This is a genomic window from Winogradskyella costae (genome assembly GCF_013403865.1).
GTDB classification, from domain to species: Bacteria; Bacteroidota; Bacteroidia; order Flavobacteriales; family Flavobacteriaceae; genus Winogradskyella; species Winogradskyella costae.
Genome location: NZ_JABFDK010000005.1, coordinates 172953 through 188239, shown reverse-complemented (window position 1 = coordinate 188239; position 15287 = coordinate 172953). Strand labels below are relative to the sequence as shown.

Below are 15287 nucleotides of genomic sequence, written 5' to 3'. Positions count from 1 at the left end.
AACGCATATTTAAAATTGAAAATAAATAAAATCAGATGGATTTTTAAACACTCCCATAAAACAGATAAGTAGCGCAATAAAAATTGCTGAATACCTGTTCAAAGTGACCTCTTTCTTATTGTCTTGAACAGACAAGAATTCAAACAAGAGCAAGGTAAGGATACTTAATACAATAACAGAACTAAACAATATCATTTTAGAACTTTTAATAAATACAGAGACCGAGCTTCCTTTAAAACTAAATATATCTATAATAAACTGATATGCTATACTCACCGTATCTGCTCTAAAGAAAATCCAAGCAAATGTCACCAATGTAAAAGTTACTATAAGCATAGGAATCTGTTGCAATCTAATTTTCGTGAATTCTAGATGTTTTCGGTTAGATTTTAACAATAATAACGGTAAAAATAGTATGGCATGAATCGCACCCCAAATAATAAAAGTCCAATTCGCTCCGTGCCAAAACCCGCTAACTAAAAATACTATAAAGACATTTCTTATACGATGCCAATCAGTACCTAGAGAACCACCTAGAGGAATATAAAGGTAATCACGAAACCAAGTAGACAAGGAAATATGCCAGCGTCTCCAAAACTCTGCTATATCTCTTGAAAAATAGGGAAAAGAAAAATTGGTCATCAAAGAAAACCCAAACAATCTTGACACACCAATAGCTATATCTGAATACCCAGAGAAATCACCATAAATTTGAAAGGCAAACAATACGGCTCCTAAAAACAGTTCCATAGAGCTGTAACTTGTTGCTCCATCGAAAATCTGATTAACAAAAAATGCACAATTATCTGCTACAACGACCTTTTTAAACAGTCCCCAAATAATTAAATAAAATCCACTAATAGCGAACTCGCTATTAAACACACGTTTTTCACTAAACTGAGGTAATAAATGAGAAGCCCGTTCAATAGGTCCAGCTACTAACTGCGGAAAAAAGGATACAAAAGCTGCAAACTGAATAAAATTAGAAGTTGGTTCAATTTTCTCTCTATAGACATCTATAGTATAACTCAAGGTTTGAAACGTATAAAATGAAATACCTACAGGCAAAATAATACTGAGCGTACTCGTTTGCATTGTGAAACCAAAAAATTGCCATGCCTCTACCCAACTTTCAATAAAAAAATTGAAATATTTAAAAAAGGCCAATAAACCCAGATTAAATATTAGACTCACTAAAAGAAGTGTTTTTTTTATTTTTTTATCCTTAGCTTTTTGGATATACTTAGCGACTAGATAATCTGCGACAGTACTCAAAATTATTAATCCTAAAAATCGATAATCCCACCAGGCATAAAACAAATAGCTTGAACAAACAATTAAAAGATTCTGTAAAGAAAGAGAGCGCTTAGTTACATACCAATAAAGTATAAATACAATTGGTAAGAATATTGCGAAGTCAATGGAATTAAATAACATTCTTAATTATTTTGAAACCATTTAGAATAAACCTCTTTTTTTATTAGGGCATCAAAACCTTGAAATTCGGTTTTAAAATAATCATCTAAAAATTGTATAGTAGCTTTTGATGCAGTGAATTTGATATCGCTTTTTAATGGATTTATTTTTTTATGAACCTTATCAATGATTCGATATTTCAATGGCATTTTACTTTGAAAACTTGGTTGAACAGGTAAAAACTTAGAATATCTATAATTTCCACTTTTTCTTAATAGTTTATTTCTAAAAACCTGTAAACCCATGTGTTTTGGTATTTTAGTTTTATTCGAGTGAGTATCAAATATAGAAATATCCAATCGATTAAAATCGACTTCTAAAAAATGACAAATCTCTTTAATGCAGTTTTGTTTGTCTTCTATTAAATCTTCAAACAAAACAATTTTAATTCTCTCGTGCGGAATATACTTATAATAAGCTTCTAACTGTTCCATATACAAACTTCTCCTAATAATACTGTTCGGATTAAACCGCAATGTATCTTCAAGAGAATAAATAGCCCTTCCTGATTTTAATAAGTGTAAATAATTAGAAATAGTACGTTTAGTTGGATGTCTTAATATAAAAATCAACTTTATGGGTTTGTCTTGTAATGCTATACGCTTAGCTGCAATCTCTGATGTAAGATATGTTGTAGAGTCTTCTCCTAAAAGTTTTCCTTTGTTCTTAATCGGATTAAATTGTGAATAATACCAATTCCATAATAATTCTGGTTGCTCTTGCATAGATTGTTTCATCCATTTTTGAGTATGAGCATCATAAAAATTAAAATCTGGATGTTGCAAAATATTATCTATATCAAAAAAACCGAGTTCATCGTGAGCCATTGCGATATCAGGATGGCTGTGTAAAATAGCATGCAAACTTGTTGTACCAGATTTCATAGCACCACCAATTATAAAGTCGGGTAAGCTTTCTGGTTGGTTAGATTTCCAGTTTATTGTTAATTGATCCATTACATTAAATTGTGTACATATTTAAATAGACTGTCGTAGATATAAATTACTTTTAAAAACGTCTAAAATACTATTTATTTGCTGGAATTCTTCTGCAGTCCACTTACTTATTCTTGTCTTCTTGGTTCTTATAACACTCTTTTTATGTGTTTTGGAAGATGGCTTTTTATATATGCTTTCAATTTGACCTACTGGTTTTAAATCAAAGTAATCACATAGGTCATAAAAGTTTTTAATGTCCTTAATTAAATCCTCATACTTTAGCACCCTACTTTTATTCTCATATAAACCGAAGACATTTAATGTTAGCTCATTTTCAATGCACCACCGGATGCATAATATCTGAATTGGTGAATATTGTTTGTAATCATTTAAATTAAAACTATAGTGCTTTTCAATTAATTCTACTAATTTATCCTGTGCAACAAAACGCGATAAATCATACAACCATGGAAAATTAGCACGTTGCTGCGATTGAATAACATCATAAGGGTTTCTTATAATATGTAAAATTGGTACTTTTAAAACAGTATTCATGTAATGTGCTGAAAGATTGCAACGTACAAACTTAATAACATATTTTTTTGCAACAAAAGGCCATAAATGGCGCTTGTATTTTCTGTTACTATTTTGCGCTATCCAATCTGAATCTACACGGTTTTTTAAAACTCTAGTAAAATATTTATAAGCGTTTTTAGAATCCTTTTTGTTGGTCAACCAAGTATCACAAAGTAAATGCCCCTTTTTTGTACGTGTTGCGTGCTCAGGCTCAAACAATAATCTATATCTATGTTGTTGTGCTAAGACTTCACTTAACCAACTAGTGCCGCTTCGTGCAGAGCCAACGACTACAATATGTTTAGTATATGACTTAGACATTTAAGATCGTATCATATAACGCTTCATGAGCTGCAATAAAAGTATCCATAGTAAAATGTGTCTCACAATAACCGCGAAGATTCTCACCTAATTCTACACGTTCTTTTTTGTCAGTTGCTATAAGTCCCTTTATTTTTTCAGCTAAAGCTTCAGTATTTCCCGCAGGAAATAACAATTCATTAAAATCCTTTAATACATAATTAATACCTGTAATATTAGATCCTAATACAGGAATAGACATACTCATAGCTTCTACTAATGCCATTGGCATTCCTTCCTTTCTTCCTTCATCTAAAGTAGGAATCACATATAAATCAGCCGATTTTATATAAGGCCTAACATCTAATTGTTTACCTAAAAACTGAACCTGATCTTGCATTTTTAACTGATCTCTTAAAGCCATCATTTTAAGCCCATAATGATTATCGTAATTACCTAATACACTTAATTTAATATTTTTATTTCCTACAAGATGCAATGCTTCTATCAATACTTGAATGCCTTTAACTGGCACTAAGTTGGCTACTGTGATAATATGAAATGTGGCATCACTTGGTTTTGTTTGACTAATTACTGCTTCTGGATTATAATAATCAGTTTCAATACCTAAAGGGATTAAGGCTTGCTGTTTTTTATTTGGGAAATAAGCACGCATTTCATCATTTATAGTCACTATAAAATCTGCTAAATAACTTTTTATATGCCAATGTTTATTGTTAAAGCCCATTGCTTTTTTTGTGTACATCCATTTTACACCAACTAATCGGGCTGCTAGAGCTTCTGTCCAATCACTACTCCACTGCCAAGAGTGCACAATATCATAACGTTGCTTCTTATAGAATTTTGAGATTTCCCAAATCCTAGACAATACGTTATAATAAGGTTTGTATGTTGTTTTTGTATCTATAACATGAACAGGAAGCCCAAGAGATTCAATAACTTTAAAAAATGCACCATCGCTGTTTCCACAAGCTATTTCTATTTCAAATTTATTAGCATCTAAGCCTTTTACTAAATCATAAACCACTTTACCACTTCCTGCTGTATTAAAATTAGAAATTGTAAAAAGAATACGTATTTTTTTAGAGCTCATCAATTTTTCTAATAATTTGTGCTGGATTGCCAGCAATGATACAATTAGAAGGTACATCTTTCACTACCACAGAACCAGCACCTACAACAACATTATCTCCTATGGTAATAGCACCAATAATGACCACATTTGCACCAACGGTAACGTCATTACCAATAATTGGCAGCAAGGTATTATTATTACTTTTATTACCAATCGTTAAACTATTTCTGAACTGAAAATTCTGTCCAATAGATTTTGCATTAATAACTGTAGCAAATGGATGATAGCACATTAAACCTCCTGAAATTTTTGTACTTCTAAAAATCTTGCAAGGAATATCACCAACAAACAAAGATTTCCAAGGATAACGTAAATTACTAATCCGCCAAAAAAAGATAAATGCATAATCAGGATAATAGATCATTAAATGATTAAACTGCTTTTCTATAGAGTCGTGTTGAACTTTACTTCCTCTAATCTGCAATGTTTGATTTATATCTTCTTGAACAACTAAATCACTTGCAACATGGCGTTTATACAAGATACGAATCAGTAACTTTTTTATAACATGTTTTATAAAATGATTTGGTTTCAATTGTACAATAATTTATTTTGTAAGTTGTTTAACTGCATTAGGTACTACATGATACCCATAAACCTTTCGTAATGGTTCTGATGGCAATATAACTAATATTGATAAATATAGTTGAATGGAAAACGGAATACTAATATCTTTAACTTCACCAAGTAGTTGATGCTTTAATCGCTTACGTTCACCTAATCCTTTGGTAAAAACCAATTGCCTACCCATAGACTGAAAAAGTTGACTAAATAATAAACTTTTAAATTTTTGAGGAGTCTCGTGTGTTAAATAAAAAGGTAGGTGTTCTTTTACTAAACGTGGCCATATCATAAAGGCACGTGGCATTTGACGTTTTGATTGTTGTATTGTAGAATCTTCATGTTTAAAATACAAATACACATATCGATCTATAAACGCTATTTGCTGTGTCATTCCTAATTTAATGTCTAGAGCAGTGTCCTCATTATTTTTAATAGATTCGTTATACATCCCAATTGTATCAAAAACCGTTTTACGATACAAAAATGCTGGAGGACCAACTACTGACTTCAAACTAGAAAACCAAAGTAATCCCCAATATGGAAATTCTTTTACAACAACAGTCCCTGTTTCATCATCTGGCTTTGTTGTTTGACCTATTCCCAAATGAGATTTTACCATTTTTCCAAAAACAGCAGCAACATCTTTATTTCCATCTAAAACATTAATCATTTGTTTTAAAGCATCTGGATAAATTTCATCATCTACATCAAAAACATAAATATAAGTTCCTTTTGCATTTACTATTCCTAAATTTCTAGCTGGTGCGGCACCCTGTTTTGATTGTATTAATAATTGAACTCTTGAATCTTGACTTACTATTTTATTTATTTCTAAAACTGAGGTATCTACTGAATTATTATCTACATAAAGAATTTCAAAATCTTCTAATTCTTGATTTAATATAGAGTTATAAGATTTCTGAATAAAATCGGCACCATTATAAACAGGAATAACTACTGATAATTTCATAATTTATTTAGTATAATAATGTTTGTGCCATAATGAAAACGTTAACAGAATACTTACAGGTGTTGAATAGAAAACGGTATTTACGTTTTTAAACTTATTATAAAAATCATCTACAATATCTTTAGGAATAAATTGAAGGAAAGCAGGATCATTCAAATATTTTTTTAGTTGAATATCATTTTCAGCACCTAAAAATTGAAGTTCGAAGTTGCGTTGGATATACGGATTACCAATAGCACTATTAATTTCTCTTTTTAATTTATTAACTATTCTATACGGTATATTGTAAGGACTTTTGTTGTAATGAAAATTATTTATATTAAAAGGTTTATGCTCGTGCCAAGTAATATTTGCTAGTTCATCATCTTTTTTAAGGTGGGCAATTTGCAAACGTCTATCTGCCAAATACTCTTCAGGGATTGTACAAATAAACTCGCACATTCTATCATCATAATAAGGCATGGTTATAGGATGTACAGATTCAAAAATACATAAATTTGTTGTTGTCCATCTATGAGCCCATTGTGAGGTTTTAAAAGCTCTAATTCTAGCGCTAATATTTTCAATTTTTATCTTGGCTAAAGATTTTTCTATTCTAGACACTAAATAAGGCTTAAATTCACCTTCTAGATTCCATGATTCCCAAAGCGCTTCTGCGAACTCCAAACCTCCAGGTTTTAGCATTTTTTTTAGCAGCAATTTGGTAACGTCTTCCTCTTTAGTACCCTCAGGTGCTCCTCGATCAAAAAGTACATCTCCCCAATGTCCTAATGAAAAAACACCTTTCATTTCTTTAAGTTCTTCCAAAACTCCCATCTGCCTAGAATGTGTAAATTCAGAATAACAGCCGTTTAGTTGGGCCAAAACATCAATACAATTCCATAAATAACTTTTAGGTATCTCGAATGCATCAAATGTAAAATCACAAACGCTAGCAATCTGCTTACTTATTTTATGCTCTGGATAACCGCCTGGAAACGAATAACTATAAGCATGTACATGATTGTTTAAATCTTTTAAAATTAAAGCCTGACTTCTACTATCTAATCCACCAGATAAGGGCAAAATAACAGGATGATCTCCTATTTGTTCTTGGATTATCGTCGTTAACAAATTTTTATATTCCTCTAAAGCATCATCAAATGAAATATTTCTTGGTGTATAATGCCAGTGAAAATTTGGTTTACTTTCTATTAATAAATCATTTTCATCAAAAGAATGATCGTGAGCTGATAATAAGCAAACCTCGTCTTTCCAATACGTATCACCATCTAAGAAGAAACCCGTAGCAGCAAATATACAGATGGCTTCTCTGTATACTTCGTGTGGCGCTTTTATTTTAGCAAACTCTTGCTTTGATGGAAGAATAGACGTTTTTATAATCATAATATAATTGAGTGCTAATATAATAAATCCCTAAATCATTAAAATTGTAATACAAATTCTTTTTCGCTTTAAACCAAAAATAGTTACAAGGTATTTGAATTATATCTGCAAGATTAAACACTTGCTTTATTGCCAAATGAATAAAATTTTAATTATTTTTCTTTTAGAACTTACTTAAAAGTTCCTTTACATAAGTGATTTTCACAACTGCTTTTTCTTTTCTTTTAAGAATATTTAAAAACCGTGTGCTGTAAAATTGTTTTAATTTTGTGGCATCTATAAAAATATTTTTTTTATAATAATCTTTTAAGTAGAGGTCATCAAATTGTGGATCATTAACCATATCTCTCCATATTTTTGGTAACTTTGGGAGTGATTTTCCATTTAAAAACACATCTGGTCGATGTTTTATATTTTGAAATTTCTTTTTGAAATCTTTAAAATCATAAAGTACATAATGTAATAAGTAGCCCATTGATACTACTTTTATATCTCGATTATCAATAGCTTTAAAACGATGAACATTTTTAGGCATGAGTTCGGAATTGACATTTATTGCACATTTTCCCATAGTATGACCTAGCCAAGCTGTATGGGTTATTGTTTCTGATGTATAAGGGTTATAGAAATCAAAATATATACGATCATTCCAATGTTTAAAACGACTTTGAGATTTAAATAATGTTTCTTCGGCCATAACATCATTATACTCAAATTGTCTGCCTAGAACTTCCATTGTTGATAACCTAACAACGTCTACTCCTTTACATTTTTCAAGAAATTTATTTAAATCAAGTTCCCCATTGATTGATGGTAAAAATAACTCATCTGCATCCATTGACAACAACCAATCAATTCCTGCTTTTTTACAACGTTGCAAAGCATCAAAAGTATTTAAGCATTGCCTAGCTGTATGCATTGTTGAGGCTTGTCTTGTAAATTTTTCTAAAAATAACTGATCCCTATATACATCTGCATCAACAGAATTAAAACAATGCACATCTTCTATATTTTCTATAGAATTACGTCCACCATCTGTTGAGTTATCAAAATAAACAAAAACACTTGCTATACCTAAGGCTTTATGATACATTAAGTTAGAGCGTAATAATCGTTCTTCATTTTTAACTGTAAGTACAAGACCTATTCTCATAATAATTTAATTCTTTTCAAGTGTCAGAATAATACGTGTAAAAATGTACGCTTCGTTCATAGATAATGTGATCCTGGTAACGCATTAATAGTTCTACTATTAACGATTAGAGGTTTTATTTCTTTCAAAAGAGACAACTCTTTCTGAATTCCTGTTGCTCTTAAAAAATTCAATTGTATTAACGCTTTTAAAATCTCTTTTTGAAGCTCCTTAACTTTAAAATCGAATTGCATATCCATATTAATATTTGCAAACTTAAGTTTATATCGTTTCTCCATCTCATTAAAATATACAGGGCTAAAATCAATTATCTTTTCCCGTTTTCTCTTATTTCGATCATGAATAACATATACATTTGGTAAAACCCCTATTTTAAAATCATGATAACACACACGTTGACAGTAATTTACATCTTCGGCGTAATGAAAAAACAAAGGATCGAAACCACCTACGGTTTCTAAACATCTTTTTGAAAGTAACCAAGCTGCAGCATTTACAAAAGGCACCTCGTAAACCTCTGCCAAAGTATTACCCAAAACAAAATCTGAATAAAATTGTCCTGTTTTATCTTTTCGTAAATAGTAAGAAAAATTTTTATCTAATTTTCTCTTATCTCCTGTAATATGTATTGGACTTAAGACTCCATATTTGGGATGTACTTTTTGGAAGGCAACCAAATTACCTAAAACAGAATTTACCAAGTAAGCATCTTGGTTAAGTAAAAAAACATGTTCGGCACCTTTATCTAATGCATAACGAATTCCTATATTATTAGCTTGGCCAAAACCTAAATTTTTAGTTTGCTTAAATAAATTGATATTAGGGTAATTAGACTCAATAAAGGAAACCGTATCGTCAGTTGAAGCATTATCAACGATAACAACAGGATAATCAATACAGCTTTTTAAGCATTTATCTAGCCATTGCATGCCATTATATGTCACAATAATTATATAAACACTACTTACCATTTAATTTTAACTTTGATTTCAATTTAAACAGAAAATTTATCCATTTATATTCTTTCTTCAATAACCTAATCCTAGTATTTGTATTTAAATACCAAAAATACTCTCGCAATAGGATTTTATTATATTTTTTATAATCATCTGTACCACTATGCCTATTAACGTTAGTGGCTTGATTTTGATGCAATCTAAACTTTACTAAATTTTCATTTATAATAGCAATTGGTTGTGTTTTTAATAAGCGGTAACAAAACTCATAATCCAAAATTTGTTTTAAATCTTCTCTATAATATCCTATTTTTTCTAAAATACCTTTTTTAAACATAATCACACAAGGCTCACCTATTTTATTCAATGGTGATCGCAGAAACTGGTTAGAACAAAACAGAGTATGATCTATAATTTGAATATTATTTTCGGACTTAAAGTTAAGCCCTCTTTGTAAATCGCTAAACTTTTCAATCCATTTCTTTATTGTTTCATTTAAAAATGTATCTTCAATAAGAAACTCTCGTTTAGAAGCTACCATGCCTAATTTAGGATTATTCTCCATAACTTCTACCATACTACTTATGCAATTAGGCATTAATACGTCGTCTTGAAATAAAAATTTAATATACTCACCTGCAGCCTTCGTAATAGAATAATTCCAATTAGATCCAATACCATTAGGCTTATGAGGATAAATTTTAATAGGAATAGCTGTTTGTTTTTTAAAATTTTCTGTAATTGTTAAAGTATCGTCTTTAGAAGCGTCATCTGAAATTATAATTTCTAGATTAGGATAATCTTGATCTATTGCAGATTGCATTGCCTCTGCAATAAACTTTGCTCCATTGAATGTTGGAATACAGATGGAAACTAATGGAAAATTACTGTTTTTCATATTACGGAATTCATAGAATAAATCTTATTAGTTATAAAAATTATCGTTTAAAAATCCTTTTCATTTTATTAATAATTATCTTTTCTATTGAAACTGAAAGTTTTTTCTTTAAGCGAACAGTCTCATTAAATAAACTTGGGTAAGCATCTATATATAATTGATAATGTTTTTCTTTTATAAAATTTATATTTTCTTGTAACATTTCTTTATCAAATGATTTAATCATAGAATTATTAGAAACTCTATAATCAAATGTAACTTCATTCATATAATGAAATTTATAGTCAGTTTTCATTACACTCAACCAAAAATCCCAATCCTCATGTCCTTGGTGTGGCAGATCCTCAACATAGCCACCAACACTTTCAAAAAGTGTTTTTCTTACAATTGCACAAGCATCTATATAATTATGATAAAGCATCTTCTTGATGTCAAATTCTCCAACATTCCATCTATTTTTTTCATCACCAAAATTCATGGCATCTCCATAAACTACACCAATATCACTTTCATTATCCAATATACTAATTGCATTTTTTACAAATTCCGGTCGTACCTTATTATCTGAATCCAATGGTAATATATAAACACCTAACGCTTTTTTAATACCGTAGTTTCTTGCACTGCCCAAACCACCATTAGTTTTTTTATAGTATTTAAATCTATTGTCTTTTTCTGTCCATTTTAAGGCAATTTCCTCCAAATTATCTGGAGAACCATCATTAACTATAATAGCTTCCCAAGCATCATAGTTTTGATCAAAGACAGATTGCAAGGTCTCATTAAGTGTACCTTCACTCTTATAACAGGGAATAATTATACTTACTTTAGTATGCATTTTCTCTAAAATTTTAAACGAAGATATCGATTATAAAACTTTTGAAACCATGGTCTATTTGGATATTTCAATTTGCTTATTCTATAAGTCACTTCTTTTATTTTTAATGATACTATTTGTTTTTCTTCCGCATTTAATGCTGGAAAAATAGTTCTAAAGAAATTTAAATAATTTTGTTCTGTCTTTAACGCGTTTAATCCTGAATAAACCCCATTATCATGAATGCGATATACACTCATTACTTCATCTATACATTGTATTTCTTTGTTTTCAGAAACCAACTTATAAATCCCTAAATCACCAAACGGTAATTTATAAAACCAGGTTGGGAATTCGAAACTTATTGGTTTTCTAAAAACAACACTACAAGTCGCAATGAAATTATAATGCTTTATAAGTTCAATATAATTGAAGGCACTATTGTAAAATGGCTTTGGAATATCATGCATACTAAACACCTCGTTCTTTAATAATTGTGCTCTAGTAAAACAAATATTTACGTCATGGTTATTTTCTAAAAAATCAACCTGTTTTTGTAATTTTAAGGGATCTGTCCAATAATCATCCCCTTCACAAAGAGCTATATAGTTTCCTTGGCAAGTTTTTAAATTCTCTATAAAATTAAACCGCCCTGTTGGCTTACCGTTGATTTTAATAACATCCTTTCTAGAGCGTAAAAACAACCTAATTTTGTCTGGAAAACGTTCTGCATAATTTTTACAAATAGCTCTAGTTCCGTCACTACTATAATCTTCCCCTAAAATAATTTCAAAAGGAAACGTAGTTTTTTGCATTAAAATACCATCTAGACATTGTTTAATATAATTAACATGATTATATGATACCACGCTTACACTAACAAGTGGTTTTGGTTGTTTATTCATATAAAAAGCGCTCTAAATTTGTCCCTTTTAAATTTTGAATAATTTCATCTTGGATATCTATGGCTATATCATTTTTATAAGCTTCATCATTAATTTTAACTCTAAAAACACTATTTGGGTGATCAACCTGTATCGTTTTACTTTCATTAATAAAATTTATACATTGCTGCCCAAACGTTATTTCTGCAAATTCATATAATGTTTTCGACACCTCTAATGTATTATTAAGCATCGACTTATATGTCACCAATTTTACCCGTTGTGGATACGTTTTTTCTAATGCTAAAAACATCTTTGTTGCCCTCTTCCATTTATCGAAGCCAAAATAATCAGCCTTATCTGTATTTTTTAGTTGTGCTAATTTCCATTCTTTAGCAAAATCCCAAGATGGATCAAATTCTCTTGGAGCATTTTTCCAAGAACTTAATACAGACAATGGATTTCTAATCATTAAAATTAATTTTACTTGACTATTGTTCTTCATTAAATTAGGTAGAACATAATGGTAACGCACATGCTTAAAAACCAAATGTTCTTGTTGTGCTAATTTTTGAAATTTAGGATAACCTTTAAGTAAGTCAGTATCCCGCATATTAATAAAATCGTCATCACTGTCATAAATAGCTTTAAAAAACTCTGTGATTTCTTTAGCAGAAGAAAATTCATTAAGGTCCTCTTTGAAAGCATATGAAAACAGAGGTTGAAACTTCAATCTTACTTCTGGAGATGCATTAAAAATTTGAGCTAGCCACGATGTTCCAGATCTTGGCACTCCATGAATGCCTGTTATTGTTCTCATTGATAATTAACTTTTTCTATAAATGACTGTACTTTTTCAACCTCATTAAACATTAACACATCTATAATGGATAAATTTTCTACAAATTGAAAATTAAATTGCTTATAATTAATTTCAAGGCTTTTTAATGTCCTTTTTTTAGCTTTAATTGGCTCCCAATATTTATATAGTTCTTTTGAGCCCGGTGGTAATATAATTTCATTGGCCTTATACGTATTTAAAATATGTTCAAGTTTTTCAACCTTATCGTTAATTTCATTTAATCCTTCAATTTCAGAACTAAATAAAAATTGATTCCGCATCCCTACATAATTACATATCAGAATAACAGATTCTGATGAGAAATCACTTATCTTATCATACTTTTTATTCTCTAAAAATTTCTCTAAAACCTCATAAATATCATCAAAAAACGGGGCTTTAGAATAAGTAAATCTAATTTGTCTTAGAAATTTAATTTTCCACTTATCATAATCACTTATCACAACCTCATTTATTTTCGTCCCTAAACTACTTTTATTCACAGGAACTGTAAAATACCGTTTGCCATCACTTGACAATAGGTTATTTCTATTGATATAGCCTCTTTGAATGTAATCTACATTATCGTAAAAAACAAATACATCACTGGCACTAACCATCTGAAAATATCCTATATAAGGAAATATGTATGGTTGCATTACAGCTATTTTCATATGTTTTCTTTTATTGATTTAACAATATATTGTATGCTATCAATATCTAAGTCATGAAAGAGTGGTAAACATAAAACACGTTTCGATATGGAAGCTGAATGAGGTAAATTAACAGCCTCTACATAAGGTAAAGTCTCCAAACTTGGATAAAAATAGCGCCTAGGAAAAATCGCTTTATTATTTAGAACCTCTATGACTTTTAGAAGTTGAATTTCTGTTTCAAAAATTATAGGGTAATAACAATAATTCCATTGTGTTTCCGAACGAATTACTAATTTCTTAATGGCCGAAACCTCTTCAAATAATTGATTATAGGCATTTACAATTTTTAGACGCCTATCTATAATTTCATCCATATAAGGCAATACGGCTAAGCCCATTGCCGCTTGAGGCTCACTCATTTTTGCATTTGTACCTAAACTTTGAAAAGCTTCAGGACCATCATGTCCAAAATTATGATGAGAAAATATAGCATTATAATAGTCTTGTTTACAAAACACCGCTCCACCTTCACCCGTATGAAATAACTTTGTAGCATGAAAACTACAAGTACTAACATCGCCATAATTAAAGATAGATTGTCCTTTATACGTTACACCAAAACAATGTGCCGCATCATAGATGACTTTTAAATTATGCTGCTTTGCAATATCCGCTATAGCCGCGACATTACAAGGATTACCAAAAACGTGAGTCGCAAGAATAGCAGTGGTATTAGGTGTAATAGCGGCCTCTATTTTAGTTTCATCAATAGTTAAATAATCAGGGGCAATGTCCACAAAAACCGGAGTACATCCTTCCCAAACAATGCTACTCGTAGTAGCAACATAACTAAATGGTGTGGTTATAATTTCTCCATGAAGCTTTAATGCTTTGATGGCTATTTGTAATGGCAAAGTCCCATTGGTCATAGCAATAATATGTGGAGTATCTAAATAGGCTGTTATTTTAGTTTCCAATTCTTTTACTAATATTCCTCTATTAGTCATCCACCCCGTATCCCAAGCTTTTTTTAAAATAGCTTGATACTCGGCCTGTGGTGGTAAAAATGTTTTCGTGACGTTAATCATTATTGGTTTTATTCAAATGAGGAAACTCTTCATGTAGCGCTTCTTTTTGTAAAAAATCAGCTAATAATTTATAGCTTCCTTTTTTGGATACATCTAAGCAAATAAAGTTTGGTTTATCCTTAAAAAAATGAAGAATATCTTCATTATGCCTTCTATAATTAGCGATAAACAGCTCTTTATTATATATATCATCTTCTGGCGTTTTCCATACCGCTCTATTGGCATCCCAAATAAACCCTGGATACCTATAGTTTGCATTTATTAAGTCCTCTTTTACAGGAACTCTTTTTCCTCCAGCAAATAATTTGGAATGAAATGATGTTATAGATCGGTACCAGTCCTCCTCATTCCTGATCGTAAGGATAAATTTAGCGTTCGGATACGTTTTATATAAAAACAACCAAGTATAAGGCCATGAAAATGGAACATCCTGAAATGTCTCGGCACTTTTACAAAATTTCACAATTTTATCCCAGTCATGTTCTCGATAAGCCGCTATAAGCATCTCTCCTTCACTCTGATTGCCCATCTTAAAACCAAATTCCTTTAATACTTTCTCTAAACTTGTTGTACCGGTTTTATTACGACCAATACAGAATACCTTATCATTTTTATTTTTTAAAAACAT

The 15287-nt window shown here is 30.4% G+C and carries 16 protein-coding genes; all 16 read right to left on the bottom strand.

The genetic code is table 11. From position 1 onward, the window contains the following. Positions 1-9: 9 nt before the first annotated feature. Positions 10-1437, bottom strand: a complete 1428-nt coding sequence (locus tag HM986_RS12240; protein WP_179335377.1) for an MBOAT family O-acyltransferase — start codon at positions 1435-1437, stop codon at positions 10-12. Positions 1438-1439: 2 nt separating this feature from the next. Then, positions 1440-2432, bottom strand: coding sequence for a sulfotransferase family protein (locus tag HM986_RS12235; RefSeq protein WP_179335376.1), 993 nt, complete (start codon positions 2430-2432; stop codon positions 1440-1442). A gap of 21 nt (positions 2433-2453) precedes the next feature. After that, the gene (locus tag HM986_RS12230) at positions 2454-3311 is read right to left on the bottom strand and encodes a sulfotransferase family protein (RefSeq protein WP_179335375.1); all 858 of its coding nucleotides are present in this window, start codon (positions 3309-3311) and stop codon (positions 2454-2456) included. Next, positions 3304-4404 (bottom strand): glycosyltransferase, encoded by a 1101-nt coding sequence (locus tag HM986_RS12225; RefSeq protein ID WP_179335374.1) that lies wholly within the window; start codon positions 4402-4404, stop codon positions 3304-3306. Before HM986_RS12225 ends, HM986_RS12230 begins: the two co-directional genes overlap by 8 nt. Then, entirely contained in the window at positions 4394-4981 is a 588-nt protein-coding gene (locus HM986_RS12220) for an LbetaH domain-containing protein (protein WP_218841436.1), read from the bottom strand. Before HM986_RS12220 ends, HM986_RS12225 begins: the two co-directional genes overlap by 11 nt. 12 nt (positions 4982-4993) lie before the next feature. After that, the gene (locus HM986_RS12215; RefSeq protein WP_179335373.1) at positions 4994-5980 is read right to left on the bottom strand and encodes a glycosyltransferase family 2 protein; all 987 of its coding nucleotides are present in this window, start codon (positions 5978-5980) and stop codon (positions 4994-4996) included. A gap of 3 nt (positions 5981-5983) precedes the next feature. Continuing rightward, positions 5984-7366: an asparagine synthase-related protein gene (locus HM986_RS12210; protein ID WP_218841435.1), complete on the bottom strand. Its 1383-nt coding sequence runs from the start codon at positions 7364-7366 to the stop codon at positions 5984-5986. Positions 7367-7529: 163 nt separating this feature from the next. Continuing rightward, positions 7530-8519 (bottom strand): glycosyltransferase family 2 protein, encoded by a 990-nt coding sequence (locus HM986_RS12205; RefSeq protein ID WP_179335372.1) that lies wholly within the window; start codon positions 8517-8519, stop codon positions 7530-7532. A gap of 56 nt (positions 8520-8575) precedes the next feature. Next, positions 8576-9490, bottom strand: coding sequence for a glycosyltransferase family 2 protein (locus HM986_RS12200; RefSeq protein WP_179335371.1), 915 nt, complete (start codon positions 9488-9490; stop codon positions 8576-8578). Beyond that, positions 9480-10373, bottom strand: a complete 894-nt coding sequence (locus HM986_RS12195) for a glycosyltransferase family 2 protein (RefSeq protein ID WP_179335370.1) — start codon at positions 10371-10373, stop codon at positions 9480-9482. The genes HM986_RS12200 and HM986_RS12195 overlap by 11 nt, the downstream gene beginning before the upstream one ends. 40 nt (positions 10374-10413) lie before the next feature. After that, entirely contained in the window at positions 10414-11211 is a 798-nt protein-coding gene (locus tag HM986_RS12190; protein ID WP_179335369.1) for a glycosyltransferase family 2 protein, read from the bottom strand. Between the two features lie 5 nt (positions 11212-11216). Beyond that, complete coding sequence (locus HM986_RS12185) at positions 11217-12095, bottom strand: glycosyltransferase family 2 protein (RefSeq protein WP_179335368.1); 879 nt, start codon at positions 12093-12095, stop codon at positions 11217-11219. Further along, entirely contained in the window at positions 12088-12894 is an 807-nt protein-coding gene (locus tag HM986_RS12180; protein ID WP_179335367.1) for a sulfotransferase domain-containing protein, read from the bottom strand. The genes HM986_RS12185 and HM986_RS12180 overlap by 8 nt, the downstream gene beginning before the upstream one ends. Continuing rightward, complete coding sequence (locus HM986_RS12175; RefSeq protein ID WP_179335366.1) at positions 12891-13589, bottom strand: WbqC family protein; 699 nt, start codon at positions 13587-13589, stop codon at positions 12891-12893. Before HM986_RS12175 ends, HM986_RS12180 begins: the two co-directional genes overlap by 4 nt. Continuing rightward, positions 13586-14659 carry a DegT/DnrJ/EryC1/StrS family aminotransferase gene (locus HM986_RS12170; protein WP_179335365.1) on the bottom strand — a complete coding sequence of 358 codons (1074 nt, stop codon included), beginning with the start codon at positions 14657-14659 and terminating at the stop codon, positions 13586-13588. The genes HM986_RS12175 and HM986_RS12170 overlap by 4 nt, the downstream gene beginning before the upstream one ends. Beyond that, positions 14652-15287, bottom strand: a complete 636-nt coding sequence (locus HM986_RS12165; RefSeq protein WP_179335364.1) for a sulfotransferase — start codon at positions 15285-15287, stop codon at positions 14652-14654. The genes HM986_RS12170 and HM986_RS12165 overlap by 8 nt, the downstream gene beginning before the upstream one ends.